Below are 24,395 nucleotides of genomic sequence, written 5' to 3'. Positions count from 1 at the left end.
TTGCTAGCCATTTTTATTTCAAGGACTTTTATGAAAGCCGTTATCCCCGTTGCGGGCTTGGGCACCCGCATGCTTCCCGCGACCAAAGCTATCCCTAAAGAAATGCTTCCTCTTGTTGATAAGCCGCTTATTCAATACGTTGTCAATGAGTGTGTGCGAGCGGGGATCAAAGAAATTATTTTAGTGACACACTCATCGAAAAACTCAGTGGAAAATCACTTTGATACTAGCTTTGAACTGGAAGTGACTTTGGAGAAACGGGTTAAACGCCAATTGCTTGAAGAAGTACGCTCTATTTGCCCCGACGACGTTACCATTATTGGTGTACGCCAGGGCGAGGCCAAAGGCTTAGGGCATGCCATTATGTGTGCTGAGCCAGTGGTGGGTGATGCGCCTTTTGCGGTTATTCTTCCGGATGTCATCTTAGACGAGTACAGTGCCGACCAAACCAGTGAAAACTTAGCGGCAATGATTGCCCGTTTTAAGGATACGCAAACCAGTCAAATTATGCTTGAGGCCGTAGCGCAACAAGACGTTAGTAAGTACGGTATTGCTGATATTAATGGCGAGCAAATTGAACCTGGTCAGAGTGCAGTCATCAAGTCTATGGTAGAAAAGCCTAAAGTCGAAGACGCACCGTCTAATCTCGCGGTTGTAGGTCGCTATGTACTGTCTCACAATATTTGGCCACTGCTAAGAAAGACACCTATTGGTGCCGGTGGTGAAATACAATTGACCGATGCCATTGATATGCTGATAGCTCAAGAGGCGGTCGAGGCATTTCGCATGAGTGGCATTTCTCATGACTGCGGCGACAAGTTGGGATATTTGAAGGCGTTTGTACGCTATGCCCAGCAACACCCTGAGTTAGGTGCGGACTTCTCGGAACACCTCAAGAGTATTTAAAGCGAAGGAGTTAAAATGGCAATTTTAGTGACAGGTGGTGCCGGCTACATTGGTTCTCACACCGTGTTGGAACTGCTAAATCAAGGAAGTGAGGTGGTGGTTTTTGATAACCTGAGTAACGCCTCCAGAGAGTCGCTACGTCGCGTTGAAGTGCTCGCCGACAAGCCTGTCACCTTTGTGAAAGGTGATGTGTGTGATAAAGGCGCACTTGATAGCGTATTTAAGAACCATGATATTGATAGCGTTGTGCACTTCGCGGGCTTGAAAGCCGTGGGTGAATCTGTTGCTAAGCCTACTCTGTATTACCAAAATAACGTACAAGGTTCATTGACGTTAATTTCGGCCATGCGCGATGCCGGTGTGTTTTCTTTAGTGTTCAGCTCATCGGCGACCGTTTATGGTGACCCTGAGACTCTGCCCATTAAGGAATCGGCACCCGTGGGGGGGACGACCAACCCATACGGCACGTCAAAGTTAATGGTTGAACAAATCATGCAGGATGTAGCGCAATCGGATGAGCGTTGGCGGTTCGCTATTTTACGTTATTTTAATCCGGTGGGTGCGCACCATAGTGGGCAAATAGGCGAAGACCCCAATGGTATCCCAAATAATTTATTGCCTTATATTTCTCAAGTGGCGGTAGGTAAGCTCAAGCAACTGGCAGTTTTTGGTGATGACTACAACACCAAAGATGGCACCGGAGTGCGTGATTATATCCATGTCGTTGATCTTGCTATTGGTCACCTAAAAGCGTTGGATTGGCTGAGCCTGCATAGCGGTGTGCACATCTATAACTTGGGCACAGGTAATGGCTACTCGGTTTTGGAAATGGTGAAAGCGTTTGAGCAAGCCGCCGATAAAGCCGTGCCATACGAAATTGCACCACGGCGCGATGGGGATATTGCTGCCTGTTACGCCAGCGCTCAAAAAGCCGCTGATGAGCTTGGCTGGCATGCACAGCGAGGTATTGAGCAGATGATGCAAGATACGTGGCGTTGGCAAAGCAAAAACCCGGATGGATATCAAGATTAATAGAGAAGGAGCGTTTAGCTCCTTTTTTTATCGACACCCAAACCGGTGTGTGATTTGGTTGTTGTAGGCAAGGCTTTAGCCTTGCACAGGTATTAGGTGTAGCTAGACAGTCAGGCTAAAGCCCGACCTACAACGGGTGTGTGGTTTTTTGTAGGCAAGGCTTCAGCCTTGCACAGGTATTAAGTTTATCTAGACAGTCAGGCTAAAGCCTGATCAGCAACCGGTGTATAGTGTGATTGTTGTAGGCAAGGCTTCAGCCTTGCACGGGTATTAGGTTTATCTAGACAGTCAGGCTAAAGCCTGACCCACAACCGGTGTGTAGCTTGGTTGTTGTAGGCAAGGCTTCAGCCTTGCGCAGGTATTAGGTGTAGCTAGATAGTCAGGCTAAAGTCCGACCTACAACTGGTTTGTGGTTTGGTTGTTGTAGGCAAGGCTTCAGCCTTGCACAGGAATCAGGTGTATCCAGACAGTCAGGCTAAAGCCCGACCTACAACAGATGTATAGTTCGATTGTTGTAGGCAAGGCTTCAGCCTTGCATAGGTATTAGGTGGCTATTTCTACCTTGGTTTGCTGCGCAAGCTTACTTCTGAGCTGTTCTGCCAGCGCTTGTTTGGCCTCATTATCGCCATGAACAATTTTAATATGCTGAGGTTTTTTACGCATGCCGGTAACAAAGCGTATCAGCCCAGCCTGATCGGCGTGTGCACTGTAACCACTGATGGTGTGGATATGTGCATTGATATCAATGCGTTGCTCATTTAGTTCAACATAGCCTCCTCGTGGGCCATATTTTTGAATAGCTCGCCCTGGCGTGCCTGCACCTTGGTAGCCAACAAAAATGACATCGGTCGTGGGCTCTGGTAAAAACTCAACGAGGTAGTTAACTATACGCCCGCCACTGCACATGCCGCTAGCAGCAATGACAATTGCGGGCTTTTGTCTTTGCTTAAGATATTGTAGTAGCTGCACATGCTGTTGGTGAGTATCTATTGTCACTATGTTATTGAAATCGAGAGGGTGGCGACCTTTAGCAACTCTTGCTTTGGCTTCTTTATCCCATAATGACTTAAAGCGCCGATACTCTCGGGTGAAATTGGCTGCCATGGGAGAGTCAATAATCACTTCGATATCTTGCCAGAAAGAGTGCTTTTTAGCGCTGTGTATAATCTGTTCAAGCTCGTATAGTAATTCCTGTGTGCGGCCAATGCTAAAGGCTGGAATAAGCACCACGCCGTTATCTGACACCGCGCGTTCAATCACGGCTTTAAGTTGCTGTGTACGTTGTTTACGGCCATGATGGAGGCTATCGCCATAGGTGGACTCAATAACCAAAGTATCGGCCTTGTAGGGCGCTTTCGGCGCTGGTAGTAACGGAGTGTAAGGGGCTCCAAGATCGCCCGAGAACACCACGCGGTGGCGGGTCTCGTTATGCGGCAAATCAATTTCCACATAGGCTGAACCAAGAATATGGCCCGCGCGTTGCAGTCGAAAGCGACAATCGGTGTTGGGTAAATCATACCAGTGCTTAAAATCAACGCTTACCAATTGGCGTTTAAGCAAACGAATACAGGTGGCCACTAATTCTTGCTCTTGAGTGACACCAAGTTTGAGCGCATCTTCAATGACCAAAGGCAGTAATGCCGATGTCGCCTGTGAAGCATAAATAGGGCCTGTGAATCCCGCTGCAAGTAAATAAGGGAGGCGGCCGACATGATCAATATGACAGTGCGTGATGATAACCGCAGTCACGGCACTTATATCAAAGTCGATGGCCAAACTTGGCTTGGCCTCGGCACCCTGAAACAACCCACAATCTACAAGCACCGACTGTGCCTTACTCACCTGAAGTTCATGGCAAGAGCCAGTAACACCGTTTACCGCGCCATGATGGCGTATTTGCACCTCATCCATTGCTGATCATATCGCTTTTATTCGCTGCTTATGCCTTCACTGTAGCACTTAAGTGCCGAGAACATCAGCCCTTCAAGGTCAAGGTTTTAGGTTTCAAATTTTTGCGTTTGTTGCTCTAGTTGCTCAGTGAGTGCACGCATGCTTTCGCTGGCCACATGCGCCTGTTTTGATACCTGCGCTGTGTTCGTGGCGGTATCAGAGATCACCACCACGCGATTTGCAGTATCTTCACCTGCCCCGAGCTGCTCTCTCGCGGCACTGGCTATTTCTTGGCTCATACCGGCTAGGGTACTCAACGACTGTGCGATATGCACTAACTCGGTGCGCACTCGTTGCGATTTACTCACGGTTTGTTCGCTGGTCTCAATGCTCATTTGTACCGACTGTTTAGCCTCGCTGGTGGCACTTTGTAGATTAGTAATCATACTGTGGATTTCTTCGGTGCTACTTTGGGTGCGCTGCGCGAGTTGCCTAACTTCATCCGCGACCACTGCAAAACCTCGGCCTTGCTCGCCCGCGCGAGCAGCTTCAATGGCCGCATTTAGCGCCAGTAGGTTTGTTTGTTCGGCAATACCTTGAATAACCCCGAGCACGTTGGCGATATTATTGACTTCGTCATCGAGTAGCTGAATATTATTACCAGCGCTGTCAATTTGTTGCTCTAAAAGGGAAATGGTGTCAACAGCCTCCTCTGTCAACGCGTTAGCGGCTTGGCCTTGCTGCTCTGCTTCGCCAACGGCATAAGCTGATTGCTCGGCCAGGTCGACCACACTTTGCGCTGAGGCTGTAAGCTGGGTAATCGCTGAGGCCACAATGGCAGTGTCTTGCTGTAACGATTGCGTTAAGCGCTCCAGCTCAACCGAGCGTTTGTCTGAGTCCATGCTTTGCTGCTGTAAGGTGTCTGCGACTTCTTTTATGCCTGTTACCACTCCCTGCAATCCTTGTTGCATGTAGGCCATGCTGCCGATAATGCTATCTTTGTTGTGCTCTTGATAGGCGATAGTATTGTTCAAACGCCCGCGTGATACTTGCGTTACGATATCTTTTACTGAGCTTAATTCAGCGCCTAAGGCATTGGTCAGTGCTAAACCAAACTTAGCCAAGGCGAGGGTGAGTAATACCGCGATGATAAGCGATAAACCGAGTAACCAGCTGGCGGTGCTCCAGTAACGCTGATCGACTTCTTTGTAGCTGATGCCGGTACCAATATACCAACCCCAACGAGGCGTTTTTTGTACAACTGAGGTTAAATCAACGACTTCACCATCGCGCTCAGAAGTCCAGTGGTAGGTGATGATCTTACCCGTTTTGCTACCAACTAAGCGCTCCACCATGGCACCAATGCTGTTGCCTTGGGCATCTTTGAAGTCATTAAAGCTGGTACCGTGCAATTGCGGATCATGCGGTGCGGCAACAAAGTTGAGATCGCTGCTGACTACATACACATACTCAGAGTCATGGTAAGTATTATTTTGTAATATGGTGCTGGCGTAAGCTTGTGCTTGAGCGTCACTAAGCTCACCCTGAGCCGCTAAGTTTTCGAGCTCCTCAACCACATTGACGGTGCTTTTCATCAGTTGATTAATACGGGCAATATTGTCGTTTTCACTAGCATGACGCAAGGCTTGCAAACCTAGCAAAGCGACGGCAATAAGGGCAATAAATAGGGTGACAGCAAAAGCAATAATTTTGCTTCGTAAAGAGAACGTTGCGAACACAGCAAGCTCCAAGTCGATAAGCGGTTTGTTACACTTATCACTTTTTCAGCGGCTTTTTAAGGCAAAAGCCGCAAAAACAGACTTTTTTCTGTTGAATTTTTTTTGAGTGTATGTTTGGTAGGTACGCTCAACAAAGGTTTACTTCATCTTCGCTTAATGCTCGGTACTCCCCTGGGGCAAGCGCGTTATCAAGAATAACACCGGCTATGGCCTCTCGGTGCAGTGCGACCACCTCATTGCCGACGGCGGCTAGCATGCGCTTCACCTGATGATATTTACCCTCAACAATATGCAATCGAATTTGATAGGGGGCTAATACCTCAACTTTGGCTGGGCGAGTGAGTTCACGTTCGCCATGTAGCTGCACCCCTTGTTCAAGTTCATGCGCCGCGTGTTCGCTAATAGGTTGGCCTAATTCCACCACATAGGTTTTGTATTTTTGCTTCTTCGGGCTAGTTATTTGATGTGTCCACTGACCATCGTTACTCAGCAACACTAGGCCAGTGGTATCGATATCCAAACGCCCAGCAACATGCAATTCCTGCAAGTTGGGCTCATCCATTAAATCGAGCACCGTAGCATGTAAATCGTCACTATTAGCACATACATAGCCTTCGGGCTTATTAAGCATAAAGTAGCGCTTGCCCAAATAATGTAACTGTTCACCGTCTAGAGTAACCACGGTGTTTTCATCAATAGCGGTGTTTTGCTGTGTGGTCATCTCACCACCCACACATACCCGCTTGGCTTTGATCACGGCCTTGGTTTTGGTACGTGGTAACTGGGTAACGTGGCTAATGAACTTATCTAAACGGCAAGGAAACTTCATTGGGTCGGGGCTTTAATTTCGCTACAATGGCGCGAGTATAGCTTATGCGTCTCAGCGAAAACAGCCACCGTGAATAAAATCCTCTCACAGTACCAACAGCAAATTGATGCGCAAATACTTGCCGTTGATGATGCGCAACAACGGGCGGTCGAGGAGCTTGCGCGTTTAGCGCAGGAACTTGAGCAGCGCTCATCGTCTCATTGCTTTTGGCGTCGTCCTAAAGTCACGACCGGGGTATATTTATATGGCCCGGTAGGGCGGGGCAAATCAATGCTGATGGACTTATTCTTCCAGCATCTCAATAGTGATAAAAAGCAACGTTTACACTTTCATCACTTTATGGCTTTTGTACATCAACGTTTGGGGCAGTTGCAGGGGGTGAAGAATCCTATGCGTCAGTTGGCAAAGGAGTATGCCAGAAGTACCGATGTGCTGTGTTTTGATGAGTTTTTCGTAAGCGATATCGGTGACGCCATGATTATGGCCAGGCTATTCGAGGCTTTGTTTGCCCAAGGTATGGTCTTGGTAGCAACCAGTAATTGCCATCCGCAACAGTTGTATCGCAATGGGTTACAGCGAGCGCGCTTTGAACCTACCATCGCCTTACTCGAGGCGCATTGCCATGTCTGTGATGTCAGCGGTGAGCAAGATTATCGGCTGCAAGGGTTTGCTGGCTTTCGTTACTATCTCGCCTATGGCCCAGATGTGTTGAATGGGCTGTTTAAGCAGCAACAACGCTGTTCTATTGAGCCTTGCATACGAGAGATAAACCGACGAAGCATGCATTTTATGGCCTATACCAGCGATGTGGCCATGATTGATTTCTTTGCCTTGTGCGGTGATGGCCGCGCCAGTGCAGATTATATGGAGCTGGCCCAACAACTGCAGGTGCTTTATGTGGACAAAGTCCCAGCTATGGGAGTCGCTATGAACAGCGCACATGTAGCCCAAGGCACAGAAGATGGTTACATCCGCGATCAGGTTCCACAGCGCCAGGCTCAGTATGACGATGAAGCGCGGCGCTTTATTGCTTTGGTTGATGAGTTTTATGATAACCATAAGCTGCTAGTTATCACTGCAGAGGTGGAGCTGGAGTCACTTTATCAAGGAGAGCGTTTAGCTTTTGAGTTTGCGCGTACCCAGTCGCGCTTAATTGAAATGCAACGTTGGTCTTTACCAAGCCATTAATGATGTAGGCAAGGCTTTTAGCCTTGCGCAGCTGTTAGGTTGATTTCGATTGTCAGGCTAAAGCCCGACCCACGTTGGTCTTTACCAAGCCATTAATGATGTAGGCAAGGCTTTTAGCCTTGCTCAGGTGTGAGCCCGGTTTACATTGTCAGGCTAAAGCCCGACCTACAACGGGTGTGTCGTTGGTTGTTGTTGGCAAGGCTTGTAGCCTTGCGCAGCTGTTAGATTGATGTCGATTGTCAGGCTAAAGCCTGACCCACAACGGGTGTGAAGTTTGATTTTGTAGGCAAGGCCTTTAGCCTTGCGCAGGTGTGAGGCCGGTTTCCATTGTCAGGCTAAAGCCTGACCCACAACCAGTGTGTGGTTTAATTTTTGTAGGCAGGGCTTGTAGCCTTGCGCAGGAGTTAGATTGATTTTGATTGTCAGGCTAAAGCCTGACCTACAACGGGTGTGTAATTGGTTGGTGTAGGCAAGGCTTTTAGCCTTGCGCAGGAGTTAGATTGCTTTCGATTGTCAGGCTAAAGCCTGACCTACAACGGGTGTGCAGCTTGATGTTGTAGGCAAGGCTTTTAGCCTTGCTCAGGTATTAGGTCGATTTCTATTGTCAGGCTAAAGCCTGACCCACAACGGGTGTGTAGTTTGTTGTAGGCAAGGCTTTAGCCTTGTGCAGGTGTGAGGTTGATTTCGATTATCAGGCTAAAGCCTGACTTACAACGGGTGTGTAGTTGGTTGTTGTAGGCAAGGCTTTTAGCCTTGCGCAGGAGTTAGATTGATTTTGATTGTCAGGCTAAAGCCCGACCCACAACGTGTGTGTAGTTGGTTGTTGTCGGCAAGGCTTTTAGCCTTGCACAGCTGTTAGATTGATGTCCATTGTCAGGCTAAAGCCTGACCTACAACGGGTGTGTAATTGGTTGTTGTAGGCAAGGCTTGTAGCCTTGCACGGGTGTGAGGCCGGTTTACATTGTCAGGCTAAAGCCTGATCTACAACCAAATTTTCTGTAGCTCTTGCCACTGCTTATCAAATTGACCACTGGGTTTAATCGTGAAATTAGAGCGTACAAACTGATTCATTTTCCCTTCAACAAACGCAAGGAAAAGGTTCGCTAGGGTTCCCTCGTCACTTGCAAAGGCCTTACCCTCACGCAATTTACGTTCACGTAAAACCTGTTTGAACTGGGTTTCTAGCTTTTCAAATAGACTCTGAATGCGTTCACGTAATCGTTCGTTTTCGCCTTGCAGTGCATCACCAGTGAGAATTCGAGTAATCCCAGGATTCTTTTCTGCAAACGCTAGCAGTAGCATCAAAATGTTGTAGACACGGCTTTGCGTTTCTTTCTCGTTCTCTAAGATTAAGTTAATGCGAGACAGCAAGGTGTCTTCAATAAACTCAATTAATCCCTCGAACATACGCGCTTTGCTAGGAAAGTGGCGATAGAGAGCTGCTTCTGAAACGCCTACTTCGGCGGCCAATTTGGCGGTAGTGATACGCTGACCGGGACTAGTTTCCAGCATTTGCGCGAGTGATTGTAAAATCTGCTCTTTACGGTTAGTGCGACGTGAGGCAGCCATGGCGTTCCTTTTTAACAACTTTGGTGGTCACTGACCTTTATTATGAACGCCATATTAATGCTTTGTGAGGTCCCTTTCCAGTCTTTTGCGACCTTTACACTAACTTTGTAGCAATCGCTTCGATGACAGTAAGTGCTAACTTATCTTTTTTCATAAGCGCAATGCTTTGTGTGCTGTCATGACTAAATAAGGTCAGGGCATTATTATCGCTGTTAAACCCTTGCCCTTGTACCGAAACATCATTAGCGCAAATCATATCTAGTTTTTTATTCTTTAATTTACCCTGTGCATAGGTGGCGACATCTTGTGTTTCCGCAGCAAAACCAACAGTAAACGGCCTATTCTCAGACAGCGCAGCAACATCAGCAATAATATCCGGGTTTTTCACTAGTGTGAGGGTGAGTTCATCGCCTTGCTTTTTCATTTTCTGCTCGGCGATATCAGCAGCACGATAATCGGCCACGGCAGCGCAGCCAATGAAAATATCGGAGCTTGGTGCCAAAGCAAGTGCTTGTTGGTGCATTTGTTGTGCGCTTTGTACATTAATGCGCGTGACTCCGACAGGTGTTGGTAAATTAACCGGGCCGGAAATCAGATTCACTGTTGCTCCCATTGCCACCCCTGCAGCGGCTAAGGCATAGCCCATTTTACCTGAGCTGTGGTTAGAAATGTAACGCACTGGGTCGAGCGCTTCACGGGTGGGGCCGGCAGTGATGGTGAGGGTTTTCCCCGCTAATAATGGCTGTACTGTAGGAGTGCACACTAACTCAACAAGCTCGTTGGGCTCGAGCATACGCCCGGCTCCTACGTCACCACAGGCTTGTTCGCCCGCACCTGGGCCCCAAATAGCAATATCTCGCTGTGCTAAGGTGGCTAAGTTCGCTTGCGTTGCCGCATGAGCATACATTTGCTGGTTCATGGCGGGAGCGATAGCAACTTTAGCTGGGGTGGCCAGCAACAAAGTAGTGAGTAGGTCATCGGCAATACCAGCCGCCATTTTGGCAATGATATTGGCAGTAGCTGGGGCAACGAGAATCAAGTCGGCCCATTTGGCAAACTCAATATGGCCCATCGCTGCTTCGGCCTGAGGATCGAGCAGTGAATCAGAAACAATTTCTCCTGATACCGCTTGCATCGTGAGCGGGGTGATAAAATGCTTAGCGCTGTCGGTCATAACCACTTTGACCTCACAACCGCGTTCTTTCAGCCGTCGGGTTAGCTCTGCACATTTGTATGCGGCGATGCCGCCACTGATCCCAAGGACCACCTTTTTATTTTGCATAACAATAGACAATATCGCTTGTGTGACAGCTTAGAAGATACCAGATGTGCCGCTATTGCACTATAGTTGAGGAAGGTTCATAAGCGCAAAAGCCAAGGAATGCCCATGCGACTCACTGACTTGCCAGCCCAGCAACGGCCTAGGGAGAAATTACTTACTCAGGGTGCCGGGGCACTGAGTGATGCCGAATTACTCGCTATCTTTTTTAGAACGGGCATTGCCGGTTGCAATGCTATTGACCTAGCCCAACAGATACTCAGCCAAAGCCAAGGGCTGCATACTTTGTTGGCTGCTGAACATGACCATTTCTGCCGTTTTAAAGGTATGGGCACCGCTAAGTATACGCAATTGCAGGCGGCAATTGAGTTGGCGCGGCGATATTTACAAACAAGTTTGGAACGAGCGCTCAGCTTTGACTCACCACAAGCGGTGCAAGATTATCTCAAGTTAGAATTAAAAGGGCTGCAACGGGAAGTCTTTTTAGTGTTGTTTGTTGATGCCCAACACCGTTTAATAAGCACAGAAACGTTGTTTCAAGGCACCATAGATGCAGCGTCGGTATATCCCAGAGAAGTGGTCAAAGCAGCACTCAAGCATAATGCCGCTGCCGTTATTTTTGCGCATAATCATCCCAGCGGTATCGCCGAGCCGAGCCAGGCCGATGAAGTTATTACCCGCAAGCTAATACAAGCTCTTGGTTTGGTGGATATTCGTGTGCTCGATCATTTAGTGATAGGTGGTTGTCACGCGGTCTCTTTTGCCGAGCGTGGCCTACTGTAGCTATTTGTGCAATTTAAATGCAGTTTTTGCTTTCCCTTTGCTGCGTTGATCTTTATAATTAGCCGCTATCAAATTTACATATGAGCTGATTCTGAGATCAGGTTTCTTGATCTTTGCCTGTCTATGCTGTATAAAGAGCGCCCTTCGATTTATCCCGGGGCAGTATACAAAAAGGCCGTAAGGGAAAATTAAGCTCGAGCGAAGTTATTGGAGATAAATAGACATGTCTAAAGTCTGTCAAGTTACAGGTAAGCGCCCAGTGGTAGGTAACCACCGCTCACACGCGCGCAACGCGACTAAGCGTCGTTTCCTACCTAACCTACAAACTCACCGTTTTTGGGTTGAAAGCGAAAAACGCTTTGTATCACTACGCACTACTACTAAAGGTATGCGTATCATCGACAAAAAAGGCATCGACGCGGTACTGACTGATATCCGTGCTCGCGGCGAAAAAGTTTAAGGAGCCTGAGTCATGCGCGATAAGATTCGTCTAGTTTCAACTGCCGGTACTGGTTTTTTCTACACTACCGACAAAAACAAGCGTAACATGCCTGAAAAAATGGAAATCAAAAAATACGATCCTAAAGCTCGTAAGCACGTGATTTTCAAAGAAGCAAAAATCAAGTAATCTGATTTTAAGCGTACGCTTCCAAATTTGAAAACCCGACTTTATGTCGGGTTTTTTGTTGGCTGTAATTGCGGATTCTTGGTCGGTGGGTTTTGCTGTGCATCTTTCACCATCGACATTTTTGGTGGCTGCAGAGCAACAACCTTCTCACCACTGGCTGGTGGATTCTCCATTTGCGCAGTAATAATGCGCACCACTTTTTCGTTACCAATAATAAAAAGCGGAATCGCTTCGCTATTTACTTCTTGATATTGTTGCCAGTCAAATTCATCACTTAATCGAGTCGCACTGACCTTACCGCCTTTGGCTATCAGGCTACTGAGCTTGGCATAAGAACCATTCTCGCCAAATAGAATTTGTCGAGAGAGGAAAGTAGCACTGTCTTTATTGGCTTTCGCGTGGTTTTGTGATGACTTGAGTGAGAACACTCGGTTTTCGCTAAATAGGTGGCTAAAGTATTGCACCCCTAATGCGTTGTGATGGCGGTTAGGTGACAGTGCCAACACCTTACTGATGCTTGTTAGTGGCAGATACCGCTCGGCATGTTCCGATTGCGGATTACCATAATAGCAGGGCAAACCATCCATACGGGCCATTTTACAGTTTTCCCATGCCGGATCGGAGAGGTGCACATCGATATCTTGCTCTTTTAGGCCACAGGCTATAGCTCTGGCAACGTGGTTCGCACCAATGATGAGTAAGGTCGAGGGAGCAGGTTGGCGGACCCCGAGCATTTTTGCTAATGGGATGGCGGTGAGGCTATTTAAAACCACAGTGACAATTATCACCGTGAAGATTAAGGGCACCATTTTATTGGCATCCACAATACCGGCATCGGCCATACTGAGCGCAAACACCGAGCCGACAGCGGCGGCAACAATACCGCGAGGCGCAATCCATGCCAGTATCAGCCGCGATTTGACGGGCAAGTCACTGCCATAAGTAGAAATTAAAATATTCAGTGGTCGAGCGACAAACAGCACAATGGCCAAAAAGATAAAGACTTGTGCATCCAGAGCCAGTAAATCTTCAAGCTTGAGGCGTGCTGCCAGCAAAATAAACAAGCTAGAGATAAGAATCATCGACAGGTCTTCTTTAAATTCAAGCACCGAGTCAATTTCCAAATCGTCTTGGTTCGCAAGCCAAATACCAAATACCGTCACCGCTAGCAACCCAGACTCATGACTGAGATGGTTCGAGACGGTAAAGCTGATAAGCACTAGCGCAAGAATACCAAACTTATGCAGCTCATAAGGGAGCCATTCGCGACGAATCAATTGCGTTGTTAACCATCCTGCGGCAGCACCGAGCGAAAAGCCCACACTCAGCGTGGTGACCAATGCCCCTAAGGTGTGACTAAACACATCGCTTTGCCCCACTAACATCACCGCCTCGAACACTAACACAGCGAAGAGCGCACCGATGGGGTCAATCACAATACCTTCCCAGCGCAGCACTCGGTCAATGTCTTGAGTGGGGCGCATGGCGTTAAGTAGGGGCGCGATAACCGTGGGCCCGGTAACGACCAATACTGCGCCTAGCACTGCTGCAACACGCCAATCGAGCTCAAGCAACCAATAAGCACTTAAGCTGACGACTAGGCAGGTTATGAGCATGCCAATGGAGCACAGGTTGCGCACCACCTTACCAATGCCCTTTAGCTCCCTAAAGTGGAGCGTGAGCGCGCCCTCAAAAAGAATAATCGCCACCGATAAGGACACCACTGGAAACAGTAAGTCGCCAAGGAGTTCGTCGGGCTCGAGTAACGAGGTGGTTGGCCCAAGTAATAAGCCAGTGAGTAAAAGAAATAAAATAGCGGGAACACGGAAGGCCCAGGCGAGCCATTGCGCAATAACACTACATAAAGCAATTCCTGCAATATAAATTGCTGACATAAAGACCCTTATTATCTGTCCATGAAAACTCAGTATGAGATAAGCAGAGCGTGATGACAACGTTTTGCTACATCAGTCAAACACGCATAACTACCCACCTTTTAACGTGAGATATAGCGAAGCTGATTACTCTTTAAGTAAAAAAGAGCCTTAGATCACTAAAAATTCATAATAGGTCAAAATTTTATGTATTCATCGCTAGAGTGCATTTTTACGCGCTTAGGGGCTATTTCAATGCGCTATAAATAGCATGAATACTGGCTATGGCTAAGTTTTGACCTTGATTTTTATATCTAAATCCGCATAATAACGTTCGTAGACAAATTATTAGAGTGCTAATTAATTGTGGTTTTTAGCCTGCCTCGTCGTATGCAACCGCTGTTATCACAGCGTAAACCACAACTGTTAGTGCTTTCCTTTTAATTGGTTTTGGAACAGCTTGATGCCTGTGCTTGTTAGCGTTGGGTAGGTAAAGCCGTAAGCAAAATTTAGCGTCGCCCCAGTTGTTATATCGCGACGCTTTTTATTGCCCAAAACAAAGTCCACCTAGGGTGGCCAAACAGGATAAGGAATGCATTTTTATACATATCTCTCTCTCGCATTGTATTTTTTAGCCATGCTTGGCATTGGCTTGTTCGCTTATCGCAATTCCACAAGTGATATTTCTGGCTACATTCTAGGTGGCCGTCAAGTGAGCCCTCATGTGACTGCCTTGTCTGCAGGAGCATCGGATATGAGTGGTTGGATGCTAATGGGCTTGCCAGGAGCCATGTTCTTAACTGGTTTCGACACCGTATGGATTGCACTGGGCTTGGTTTTAGGTGCACTGGCCAATTATTTATTAGTTGCACCGCGCCTGCGGGTGTACACAGAAATGGCCGATGATGCACTGACGCTACCGGACTTCTTCGATAAGCGTTTTAACATGAGCAAAGGACCGATTCGCGTGATTTCAGCGGCAGTGATCATCTTGTTCTTTACGCTCTATACCTCGGCAGGGTTAGTTGCAGGCGGGAAGCTGTTTGAATCGGCGTTCGGTTTAAGCTACCACCTTGGCTTAATCATTACCGTTTCGGTGGTTGTGGCCTACACTTTATTAGGTGGCTTTTTAGCTGTGAGCATGACCGACTTTGTCCAAGGCTGCATTATGTTTGTGGCATTGATACTCGTGCCGATTGTGGCTTACATGCAGTTCAATGGCAGTGCCGATATGCTTAATTTCGCGCAGCAATCAATTCCAAGTTTTAGCGAATCTTGGCAGAGCATCACCTTGTTGGGCATAGTATCAAGCTTGGCTTGGGGATTAGGTTATTTTGGCCAGCCTCATATTATTGTGCGCTTTATGGCGATTCGCTCGGTAAAAGATATTAAAACGGCGCGTAATATTGGTATGAGCTGGATGACAGTCACCATTTTAGGTTCGCTAGGAACAGGCTTAGTTGGGGTTGCTTATGCCAACAAATTTGGTTTGCAAGTGGCTGACCCAGAGACAATTTTCGTTATTTTCTCGGAAATTTTGTTCCACCCTCTGATTAGCGGCTTTTTACTCGCCGCGATTTTGGCGGCGATCATGAGCACCATCTCATCACAGTTGTTGGTGTCATCAAGCTCGCTGACCGAGGACGTATACCGTGCTTTTTCAAAAACTGAGGTAGAGCAAAAAACCTTAGTAAAAATCGGCCGGATAGGGGTTTTCGCCGTGGCACTCGTTGCTACCTTACTGGCACTGGACAAATCTAATAGCATTTTGTCATTGGTCAGTAATGCCTGGGCTGGTTTCGGTGCCGCATTTGGCCCATTAGTATTATTTAGCCTGTGTTGGTCGAAAATAACCCATCAAGGCGCGCTCGCCGGAATCGTAGTCGGCGCAGCAACTGTTTTATTCTGGATATTTGCACCAGTGCTTAGTGACGGGGGCACGCTGAGCAGTGTTATTTACGAAATTGTTCCCGGATTTATCGCAAGTTCACTTGCAATCGTTGTGGTGAGTAAGCTTTCTCAGGCACCGTCAGCCGAGGTGAAAGAAACTTTTCATGCAACTGAGCAAAAACTTGAGCAACTTAGCTAAAGCTAGTAAGGAAAGTAATCGCAATGCAAAATTTTAAATGGCAACGCATCGTACTCAAAGTAGGCAGTGCCTTAATTGCACCCGAGCAAAATGGCTGTAGTTCACGCTATTTACTCACCATAGCTCAGTTTATTGTTCGTTGCCGCGCCCAAGGTATTGAAGTTATTTTGGTGTCATCAGGCTCTGTGGCTGCGGGCTCACACTTATTCCCAGAGGATAAGCCGCGCTCTGTAGCACTTAAAAAAGCAATGGCAGCCGCCGGGCAAATGGAGATGATGGCAACATGGGATCGCTTTTTTGATTTCCCATCAGCACAGATTCTGCTAACGCACGGTGATTTACGTGACCGTGAGCGTTACACCAGTGTACGCGACACCATTTTTACCTTGCTTGATCACGGTGTTCTTCCTGTCATCAACGAAAATGACACGGTGACCACTGATGATTTGAAAGTAGGTGATAACGACAACTTATCAGCTATGGTAGCAGCGGCCGCTGATGCTGACGCATTAATGATTTTCTCAGATGTGGATGGCCTTTATGACAAGAATCCTAACTTGCATACCGACGCTGTACTGTTACCTGAGATCAGTGAAATTGATGAATCTATTTACGCCATGGCTGGGTGTGCTACCAGTGCTGTTGGCACCGGCGGCATGAAAACCAAAATCGAGGCGGCAGAAAAAGCCACTTCCCATGGTATTACCACATTTATTCTAAATGGCTTTAAAGAGCAGACCTTTAACTTGTTGTTAGAAGGTAAAAACCCGGGCACTATCTTCTTGCCGTATGAAAAACCAATGCAAGAGGCAGTCCATTGGCGTACACATACCGCCAGTGAGCAGGGTGAGGTGATTGTTGAAGGTGACTTCAGCGAGCCATTAGATGAAAACGCCGAGCAGATTAACCCGCAAGGCATTATCGAGGTTCGGGGCGAGTTCTCCGTTGGCGACACTATTTTGGTGCGCAGCGACGACGGCACTAAGCTGGCTAAGGCACGAGCAAACTACAGTAGCTGTTTGCTGAACTTTATTGCCGAGAATGAAACCAGTGAGTTTAGCGATGAAGCACAAGATTCCATCGGCCCGATTATTTCAGACGAAGACATTGCAGTATTGGAGAAATCATGAGTTTAGTTAAGGATATTTCAGCTCAAGCAGCAAAAGCCGCTAAGGTGCTTGCTCTGCTTGATACAGAGAGTAAAAACAACGTACTTAAAGAAATGGCTGAGGCACTGCGTGCCAATAAAGAGCATATTAAGGCGGAAAACGAATCAGATCTTGCCAATGCGCGAGACAACAACTTAGCTGCAGCCATGGTCGACCGTTTGACGCTGACCGATGAGCGTATTGAAGATATGGCCGTGGGCATTGAAACCATTGCCGATCTCGATGACCCAGTAGGTCAGTTGCGTTCATTGGGTGAGCGCCCCAATGGTATCAAAATCAATAAAATGCGAGTGCCTCTTGGGGTGATTTGCATGATTTATGAAGCCCGTCCAAACGTAACAGCCGATGCTGGCGCACTGTGCTTCAAATCAGGTAATGCGGTTATTTTGCGTGGCGGTAAAGAGGCTTTAGCGTCAAGTAAAGCCATTGCCAGTGTACTGCACAGTGTGCTGGAGAAACACAACTTGCCGACGGCGCTTATCTCAGTGATCCCTGATCCAGACCGTGGCCTGTTGATGGATCTTATGCAACAGCGTGACACCATTGACTTGATTATTCCTCGCGGTGGCGAAGGGCTGATTAATTTTGTGACTGAAAACAGTACCGTACCGGTTATTCAGCACTTTAAAGGGGTGTGTCACCTGTATGTTGATAAAGATGCAGACCTTGATGTGGCGATGAACCTGTTGCTGAACGGTAAGACTCAACGTACTGGTGTGTGTAACGCACTAGAGGGCTTAGTTGTGCACCAAAAGGTGGCAGAGGCGTTTTTAGCTCGTGCGGCAAAAGAGCTTGAAGCAAAAGGTGTACGTGTTAATGCTGATGCTCAAGCAGCGAAGTTCTTCAGCAATGCGAATGTCATTGGCGATGATGAATTTGGTGAAGAGTACCTTGATCTTGAAATCGCGGTACGTATCGTCGCTGACTTTGATGCAGCCGTGGCGCATATTGATCGCTTTGGTAGCTTCCACACCGAAGTTATTTGTACCAAAGACGAGCAAACTGCCAACTTGTTCCAGCGCAGTGTTGATGCGTCGGTGGTGATGGTAAATGCCTCCTCACGTTTCTCTGATGGTTCGCAGCTAGGTCTAGGCGCTGAAATCGGCATCGCAACCACTAAGTTGCACGCTTACGGGCCTATGGGCCTAGAGTCATTGACCACAGAAAAATACTTAGTGAATGGTGAAGGACAAATTCGTAGCTAATCACGACTAAGATTTAAAAAGCCCAGCTTAGTGCTGGGCTTTTTTGTGCTCTAAAGGTTATTTTACGAAGCGCTCTAGCTCGCTTTGAGTGGTGCGGGTTAGGTGCTCTGAGCGTGCGCATTGCTCTGCGGCTTGGTCTATTTGCGCTTTTGCGTCTTCACCTAAGGTTTTAATTTGCTCCACCGATTGCTGAGTATTGGCCTGGGTTTGCTCCAGTTCATGCACTGCTGCGACAATATCCTGCAATTGTTGTTGGTTTTTCTCAAAGTCTTGCACTAGTTCACTAAAGCCTGAAGCCGTGTTACCGATTGCTTGTTCAGCGCTTGAAGAGTGCTCAATAAGTTGCTCTGACTCTTGGTTAGTATCGCTTACCAAGGTGCCCATTTTATTAATAAAGTCGCTAATTTGCTGGGTCGCATCACTGACTTTAAGTGACAGTGAGCGTACCTCATCAGCAACGACAGCAAAGCCTCTGCCTGCTTCACCGGCGCGAGCAGCTTCAATGGCTGCATTAAGGGCGAGCAGGTTAGTTTGATCGGCAAACCCTTCGACCATTTGCAAAATACTGCGAATGTTCTCTGAGTTTTCTTTCAAGCCTGCAACGGTGTCGGCAAATCGCCCTAATAGCTGCGTGATCTTATGAATTTGCGATACTAATTGGCTAAGCTCTTCAGATGAAGTGCGTACAAAGGTGAGGTTCTCACTGTTGTCGCTGAACACCGCATCCGTATTGGCGACGATTTGCTCTAGGCTATGCGTGACTTGCGTGGTGCTCGCTGCAATCTCACTACTAAATTGTAATTGTCGAGCTCCCAATTCAGCTGTGTTTTGCATGGATAAATTGACCTGCTGATTGCTATCAGCAGCTTGGGCTGCACCTTCATAGGTGGTATTTAAAAGGGCGCTTAGATGGTGTACAAACTTATTATATTGCTCTGATAAGTCACGAAATTCATCATACGTGAATTGGGGTAATCGCGCATTTAAGTTGGCATCCTGTTGATTGATTTGCTCTAACGTATCGCGCATCGCTTGCACTGGGCGCACAATTAAATGGCGCATATAGAACACCGTAAAAATAAAACCACCGACGACTAATAGCGAGATCACCGCAAACAGCGCCAAACCTTGTTCTTGAGCGCTCAGTTCGCGATACAGCCAAACTAAAGTAAGTAACTGTAAAGCAAACAAAAAGCTAAGGTTGCCAACAATCTTACGAGTTAGCGTATAAAAAAATGTTTCTTCAATATAATTGTACATGCGCATAAACCAACTCATTGATGAGGGCTCCGTTTGCCTGAGTAGACGTCAATGTATACATGCTCAGTATTGTATAAAGCAAAAGATTTTCAAGTGTTTAGCGATGAAGTAAGCGCCTAGTTAGGCATCATTCGCTAAAATCATCTTAGTATTGCATGGGTAATTGGTGAAAATGCCATCAACTCCCAGTGCTCGCATATCAAGAATATCTTCTTTCTTATCTACAGTATAAGCATAGACCTCGAGCCCGCGCTGTTTCGCATCGGCGACAAACTCGTGGTTTACGAAGTTTTTGTCTAAGTGCAAGCTATACGCATGCAAGCGTTGAGCAAACTCAGCATAGTTGAGCGGGATAGAGGAAGTCAGCGCCCCAATTTTCACCCAAGGTAGATGTTGCTTCAACCATACGAGTTGATGGTGATCAAAAGAAGAGACAATAAGCTGCTCTCGTTGTAATAAACCCTGTTGTACATTGTGCTCAAGGGTAGCAACGAGCTTATCGAGTGAGAATGTGTGTTTAAGTTCTAGGTTCAGTAGGGTCTTATTCCCTATCCAGTCGATCATGTCTTGCAGCCCCGGCACGCGCTGTCCTTGGCCGGCATCATAACGTTGAATTTCTGCTAAAGGGGTCTTATTGACCTTACCTTGACCTGAGGTGGTTCTATCAAGCCAGGTATCATGAATGATGACATAGTCATCAAGGCAGCTTTGTAGGTCGACTTCTATACCATCGACGCCCACAGAAAGGGCACTTTCTATGGCGATTTGCGTATTTTCCGGGTAGTTACCGCTGGCACCGCGATGAGCAAATACTTTCATTTCTTATCAGTCCGTCTAGCAGGGTCATTGCTATCTTTGTTGATGGCAACCAATTTATCAAGAGCATTTATCGCGATTGTCGAGATACTGACCAAGTCTCAAAAAATGCAGCACTGACAACCAGCATACCGCCTATCAGCGTGGCGATGTCTGGGCGCTCTTGCAATAAAATAAAGGCCAAAATGGTGGCATAGAGGGGTTGTAAGCAAGAGATGAGTCCAGCCGTTGTTGCACTGAGTTGGCGCAACGAGGCGGCAAACAATGCATGGGGAGTGGCTGTAAATACTATGGCGACCAAAAACAGCAGAGCAATATCACGCTGCGTAACGGCCATGGGGGGAACCTCAACAAAGGCACATAGCATTAGACTGGCGACCAAGGTTTGATAAAACATGGTTTGCGGGCCGCCATAGTGGTTGAAGTACTGGCGCTGCAAAATATTACGAAGGGCAAAGCATAATGCAGAAAACACCCCGGTCGCTATGCCCAAAGTGACATCATTTCCCAGTGTTGCTTCTGGTATGAGTAAGTAAATTCCGACACTGACGGCAATGGCACTGATCATATCCTTAAGCTTGGGCAAAGCGCGATGAAAAAGCGGTTCAATCATAACGGTTAGAACCGGATAACTAAAAAACGCGATAATGCCAATGGTGATTCCGGCAAGCTGCATTCCAGCAAAATAGGTTACCCAGTGCACGCCAACGATGGCACCGAGTGTCAGTGCAATAAGGTAGTCTTTGGTGCTTCTTAGGGCGATGGGCTGGCGCATTGCACCGAGCATGATAACTAAGGCAAAGGCTGCGATTGCGGTGCGATATACGGTGATATCTAACGCTGGCAGGTGAATTAACTTGGCGAATAAGGCGGTGCCACCAAACAGTAGAACCGCTGTATGCAAAAAGAATAAGCTTTGTTTGTGAGAGCTCATAGCGCGTCAAAGGCTGTTTTTTTGCCAGCATACCATGAGCTATGTAACAAAGCAGGTGCTGACAAATGTCATCTGCTATTGATGACAAAGGTGACTGCGCAGCGGATGGTAAATAAGCAATGATAAAGATGTCCAAACAACAGGAGAGACATCATGAAAATAACCATTATCGCTTTGGCACTTATCAGCGCCGTGACCACTTCGACCTTTGCCAGCTCAACCGATGTGCAACACATTGAGCAAGCAGCTGCCACTCTAGATATACAAGAGCTACGCTTACATAGTCAATCAGCCCAAGGTTACGAGCAAGGCTTGGCCTATTACCGCTTGAGTATGAGTCAGTACTTGCAAGCACAACAGCAGGCGGCGCAGCAAAGCCTGGAGATGGCGCAGCAGAGCTTAGAACAACTTCTAGCTGAGCCTTTGTCAGATACCGAATTAGGCGAGGCCAAAGCTTTGCTGGCCCAAGTGTATGGCTTCAAAATCACCTTTAACCCTCTCAAAGGGGCGTACTACGGGCCTAAAGCTGGTAAGTTATTATCCCAAGCAGAGCGTCTTGCACCTAATAGTCCGCGTGTACACCTTATAAAAGGTGTTAGTGCTTATAACACCCCGTCCATGTTTGGCGGTTCAAAACAACAGGCATTGCGTGATTTTAATAAAGCAGTGTTATTGTTCTCTCAGCAACAGGACACTCGCTATGGGTGGGGAGAGGCAGAAACCTACACATGGCGTGGGCTAACACAAAAGGAGCTTGGCCATGGCGAGCAAGCCTTAGCCGACTGGCAGCAGGCGCTGCAAGTGAACCCTGATTATGGCTGGGCGAAAATGCTTATCGCTAAAAATCAGTAGATTATGAGCACAAGCCCATCAGCGCGGTGGTATTGATAACCACCGCCGCTTGTTATTTACTAGCTCATACAGCGTCATGGTCGCTCTATGAGTTAAAGGCCACAGGAAAACCGTTATATGCTTTACTCCTACACTATCGCACAAAACCAGAAGCCTTTTTGGAACTGGATGCCACTGATTTTCTCAAGTTTTTACTTTTTACCTTTAATCATGGCGAGCGATTATTTTTCGTCGGCACAGATCGCGTTAGCCATCGTCGCTTACATTGTTTTTGTCGGGCTGTATGGCTTCGCTCTTCGGGTTAAAGGGAGCAAGCTGGTTGCCTGTGTGATTGCCATGCTGGTGCTGTGTATTGCAGCAACGGCTATCACCCCTGGAAGCCAGGCATTATTTGGTTTTATCGCGTTTTTATGTGGTTTTCACTTTATTGGCTGGCAAGGGAAAGCTGCGTTAGTGATTATTTTACTGGGCGCGACCCTAAGTGGTGTGGTCTTTGCCCCGGTGCAGCTCGGTTATTACTTGCTCCCGGCGGTGGTAGTTAGTATTGGTATTTTCTTTTTTGGTGTCTTTGAGCGCCGCGAGCGTCAGCATGCACGAGCTAAAGCACGTAGCGAGCAACAAATTGAGCATATTGGCGCGGTGGCTGAGCGTGAGCGCATCGCTCGCGATCTCCATGACTTACTAGGGCATTCGCTATCAAGTATTGCCTTAAAATCAGAGCTCGCGCAAAAAATGCTTGATGCCAAAGAAAGTGAGCGAGCCCGCGTCGAGATAAACGAGGTAAGTCAGTTGGCTCGGGACTTACTCAGCGAAGTGCGCCAGGCGGTGGCGGGGATGAAGCAAATGGGCCTAGGTGGAGTGTTAGAGACCATTACTAAAAATTTGCAAAGCCAGAACATTCAATGCCATGTTGGGCCGGTGCCACGTTTGCCGAGCACGATTGAGAGTGCACTGTGCTTTATCTGCAAAGAAGCGGCAACCAATGTTATACGCCATAGCAAGGCGACTCACTTTGGGGTTGAGTTCAAAGAGACTGATAGCTATTGGCAAGCGAGTATGTTCGATAATGGCAAAGAAACGAACGTCTCTTTTGGCAATGGACTTAAGGGCATTCAAACACGCTGTGAGCAGTTAGGTGGTGAGCTCGATATCAACACTGAGCAAGGCGTGCGTTTAACATGCACATTTTTAAAATAAGGGGGCGGCGATGATACGCGTTGTTGTTATAGAAGATCAGGCGCTAGTGCGTAATGCCATTGTTGCTTTACTAAATTTAGACCCTTTTATTGAAGTGGTTGGTGAAGCCAGTGACGGCCAATCAGCGCTGACATTATTGACTGAAGTACAGGCTGATTTACTACTCAGCGATATCGAAATGCCCAATATGAGTGGCTTGGAGCTGGCCGAGCAAGTCACCCATGAAGGTATCCAAATCGTGATTATGACAACATTTTCTAAATCTGGTTATATTCGCCGCGCACTGGATGCGGGTGTACGCGGATTTATTCTCAAAGAAGCGTCCAGTGATTATCTAATCGATGCATTAAAGAAAGTCCATCAAGGGCAAAAAGTTATCGACCCAGAGTTGGCATTGTTAGCGCTGGAGGATAATAACCCCCTAAGTCGTAAAGAGAGTGCCGCACTTAAGCTCACCGAAGAAGGGCTTAAAACCAGTGATATCGCCGCGCAGCTCTATTTAAGCGAAGGCACGGTACGCAATTATCTCAGTGAAGCGATTAGTAAGTTAAATGCCTCCAATCGCAGTGATGCAGCGCGTATCGCCAGGCAAAAAGGGTGGTTGTAAATAATAACACTTACGGCTGTCTGGCCAGTGGGCTTGGATGCCAGACTATAAAAGTAATAAAAAAGAAAGGAAATGGTGGAGCTAAACAGGGTGAAAAACGCTCGAAAAAAGCACTGCTTTTTTAGTTTTGAACGCGAGGTAAGGATACCGAGCCGGGGGATAGGCTTGGATGCCAGACTAAGAAAATAATAAAACAAGAAGGAAATGGTGGAGCTAAGCAGGGTGAAAAACGCTCGAAAAAAGCACCACTTTTTTAGTTTTGAACGCGAGGTAGGGATACCGAGCCGGGGGATGGGCTTGGATGCCAGACTAAGAAAATAATAAAACAAGAAGGAAATGGTGGAGCTAAGCAGGGTGAAAAACGCTCGAAAAAAGCACTGCTTTTTTAGTTTTGAACGCGAGGTAAGGATACCGAGCCGGGGGATGGGCTTGGATGCCAGACTATAAAAGTAATAAAAAAGAAAGGAAATGGTGGAGCTAAGCAGGATCGAACTGCTGACCTCCTGCGTGCAAGGCAGGCGCTCTCCCAGCTGAGCTATAGCCCCACTA

At 47.3% G+C, this 24,395-nt stretch carries 21 protein-coding genes and 1 tRNA gene; 12 read left to right on the top strand and 10 right to left on the bottom strand.

All coding sequences use genetic code 11. The features are described from left to right. Positions 1-30 precede the first annotated feature (30 nt). Positions 31-906 (top strand): UTP--glucose-1-phosphate uridylyltransferase GalU, encoded by an 876-nt coding sequence (gene galU, locus PRUTH_RS10680; protein WP_045980361.1) that lies wholly within the window; start codon positions 31-33, stop codon positions 904-906. Between the two features lie 15 nt (positions 907-921). Beyond that, a complete protein-coding gene (gene galE / locus PRUTH_RS10675) occupies positions 922-1,938 on the top strand; it encodes a UDP-glucose 4-epimerase GalE (protein ID WP_151173245.1) in 1,017 nt (338 codons plus the stop codon). A 543-nt stretch (positions 1,939-2,481) separates the two neighbouring features. Here the strand turns inward: galE and PRUTH_RS10670 are convergent. From PRUTH_RS10670 to rsuA, 3 genes are all read right to left on the bottom strand, one after another. Next, the gene (locus PRUTH_RS10670) at positions 2,482-3,840 is read right to left on the bottom strand and encodes an MBL fold metallo-hydrolase RNA specificity domain-containing protein (RefSeq protein ID WP_151173743.1); all 1,359 of its coding nucleotides are present in this window, start codon (positions 3,838-3,840) and stop codon (positions 2,482-2,484) included. A gap of 95 nt (positions 3,841-3,935) precedes the next feature. Further along, a complete protein-coding gene (locus PRUTH_RS10665; RefSeq protein WP_151173244.1) occupies positions 3,936-5,567 on the bottom strand; it encodes a methyl-accepting chemotaxis protein in 1,632 nt (543 codons plus the stop codon). Between the two features lie 127 nt (positions 5,568-5,694). Further along, on the bottom strand, positions 5,695-6,396 hold the full coding sequence (rsuA, locus tag PRUTH_RS10660) for a 16S rRNA pseudouridine(516) synthase RsuA (protein WP_045980358.1): 702 nt from the start codon (positions 6,394-6,396) through the stop codon (positions 5,695-5,697). A 69-nt stretch (positions 6,397-6,465) separates the two neighbouring features. Here rsuA and zapE point away from each other — a divergent pair, with 69 nt between their 5' ends. Beyond that, a complete protein-coding gene (gene zapE / locus PRUTH_RS10655) occupies positions 6,466-7,584 on the top strand; it encodes a cell division protein ZapE (RefSeq protein WP_151173243.1) in 1,119 nt (372 codons plus the stop codon). Positions 7,585-8,565: 981 nt separating this feature from the next. Here zapE and slmA read toward each other — a convergent pair. Together slmA and coaBC are read right to left on the bottom strand one after the other, a co-directional pair. Continuing rightward, positions 8,566-9,153 (bottom strand): nucleoid occlusion factor SlmA, encoded by a 588-nt coding sequence (gene slmA, locus PRUTH_RS10650; protein WP_022946032.1) that lies wholly within the window; start codon positions 9,151-9,153, stop codon positions 8,566-8,568. A gap of 94 nt (positions 9,154-9,247) precedes the next feature. Next, positions 9,248-10,435 (bottom strand): bifunctional phosphopantothenoylcysteine decarboxylase/phosphopantothenate--cysteine ligase CoaBC, encoded by a 1,188-nt coding sequence (coaBC, locus tag PRUTH_RS10645; protein WP_045980356.1) that lies wholly within the window; start codon positions 10,433-10,435, stop codon positions 9,248-9,250. A gap of 105 nt (positions 10,436-10,540) precedes the next feature. On the opposite strand from coaBC, the gene radC reads away from it, so the two are divergent. The 3 genes from radC (at position 10,541) to rpmG (ending at position 11,843) form a co-directional block, all read left to right on the top strand. Next, the gene (radC, locus tag PRUTH_RS10640; protein WP_022946034.1) at positions 10,541-11,215 is read left to right on the top strand and encodes a RadC family protein; all 675 of its coding nucleotides are present in this window, start codon (positions 10,541-10,543) and stop codon (positions 11,213-11,215) included. 223 nt (positions 11,216-11,438) lie between these two features. Beyond that, positions 11,439-11,675, top strand: coding sequence for a 50S ribosomal protein L28 (gene rpmB / locus PRUTH_RS10635; RefSeq protein ID WP_022946035.1), 237 nt, complete (start codon positions 11,439-11,441; stop codon positions 11,673-11,675). Between the two features lie 12 nt (positions 11,676-11,687). Further along, complete coding sequence (gene rpmG, locus PRUTH_RS10630) at positions 11,688-11,843, top strand: 50S ribosomal protein L33 (RefSeq protein ID WP_022946036.1); 156 nt, start codon at positions 11,688-11,690, stop codon at positions 11,841-11,843. Between the two features lie 41 nt (positions 11,844-11,884). Here the strand turns inward: rpmG and PRUTH_RS10625 are convergent, their stop codons facing one another. Continuing rightward, positions 11,885-13,738 (bottom strand): cation:proton antiporter, encoded by a 1,854-nt coding sequence (locus PRUTH_RS10625; RefSeq protein ID WP_022946037.1) that lies wholly within the window; start codon positions 13,736-13,738, stop codon positions 11,885-11,887. Positions 13,739-14,309: 571 nt separating this feature from the next. Between PRUTH_RS10625 and putP the strand changes: the two genes are divergently transcribed. From putP to PRUTH_RS10610, 3 genes are read left to right on the top strand one after another with little or no spacing between them, the layout of a single operon-like run. Beyond that, positions 14,310-15,806, top strand: a complete 1,497-nt coding sequence (putP, locus tag PRUTH_RS10620) for a sodium/proline symporter PutP (RefSeq protein ID WP_045980355.1) — start codon at positions 14,310-14,312, stop codon at positions 15,804-15,806. 23 nt (positions 15,807-15,829) lie between these two features. Further along, entirely contained in the window at positions 15,830-16,936 is a 1,107-nt protein-coding gene (gene proB, locus PRUTH_RS10615; protein WP_022946039.1) for a glutamate 5-kinase, read from the top strand. Continuing rightward, a complete protein-coding gene (locus PRUTH_RS10610; protein ID WP_151173242.1) occupies positions 16,933-18,180 on the top strand; it encodes a glutamate-5-semialdehyde dehydrogenase in 1,248 nt (415 codons plus the stop codon). Before proB ends, PRUTH_RS10610 begins: the two co-directional genes overlap by 4 nt. A gap of 57 nt (positions 18,181-18,237) precedes the next feature. Here the strand turns inward: PRUTH_RS10610 and PRUTH_RS10605 are convergent, their stop codons facing one another. From PRUTH_RS10605 to PRUTH_RS10595, 3 genes are all read right to left on the bottom strand, one after another. Next, positions 18,238-19,458, bottom strand: a complete 1,221-nt coding sequence (locus tag PRUTH_RS10605) for a methyl-accepting chemotaxis protein (RefSeq protein ID WP_022946041.1) — start codon at positions 19,456-19,458, stop codon at positions 18,238-18,240. Positions 19,459-19,560: 102 nt separating this feature from the next. Next, positions 19,561-20,259: a glycerophosphodiester phosphodiesterase gene (locus PRUTH_RS10600; protein WP_022946042.1), complete on the bottom strand. Its 699-nt coding sequence runs from the start codon at positions 20,257-20,259 to the stop codon at positions 19,561-19,563. Between the two features lie 67 nt (positions 20,260-20,326). Further along, positions 20,327-21,190: a DMT family transporter gene (locus tag PRUTH_RS10595; RefSeq protein ID WP_151173241.1), complete on the bottom strand. Its 864-nt coding sequence runs from the start codon at positions 21,188-21,190 to the stop codon at positions 20,327-20,329. A 153-nt stretch (positions 21,191-21,343) separates the two neighbouring features. Between PRUTH_RS10595 and PRUTH_RS10590 the strand changes: the two genes are divergently transcribed. The 3 genes from PRUTH_RS10590 (at position 21,344) to PRUTH_RS10580 (ending at position 23,846) form a co-directional block, all read left to right on the top strand. Further along, positions 21,344-22,042, top strand: a complete 699-nt coding sequence (locus PRUTH_RS10590; RefSeq protein WP_045980353.1) for a tetratricopeptide repeat protein — start codon at positions 21,344-21,346, stop codon at positions 22,040-22,042. A 117-nt stretch (positions 22,043-22,159) separates the two neighbouring features. Further along, entirely contained in the window at positions 22,160-23,239 is a 1,080-nt protein-coding gene (locus PRUTH_RS10585; RefSeq protein WP_151173240.1) for a sensor histidine kinase, read from the top strand. Between the two features lie 10 nt (positions 23,240-23,249). Then, entirely contained in the window at positions 23,250-23,846 is a 597-nt protein-coding gene (locus tag PRUTH_RS10580) for a response regulator transcription factor (protein WP_151173239.1), read from the top strand. Positions 23,847-24,315: 469 nt separating this feature from the next. On the opposite strand, the gene PRUTH_RS10575 is transcribed toward PRUTH_RS10580, so the two are convergent. Further along, positions 24,316-24,391: transfer RNA gene (locus PRUTH_RS10575), tRNA-Ala, on the bottom strand. Positions 24,392-24,395: the final 4 nt, after the last annotated feature.

Source organism: Pseudoalteromonas ruthenica, assembly GCF_008808095.1.
In the GTDB taxonomy this organism is placed as follows: domain Bacteria; phylum Pseudomonadota; class Gammaproteobacteria; order Enterobacterales; family Alteromonadaceae; genus Pseudoalteromonas; species Pseudoalteromonas ruthenica.
Note: the sequence above shows the minus strand (reverse complement) of the source record. Positions and strands in the feature narration are given on the sequence as shown.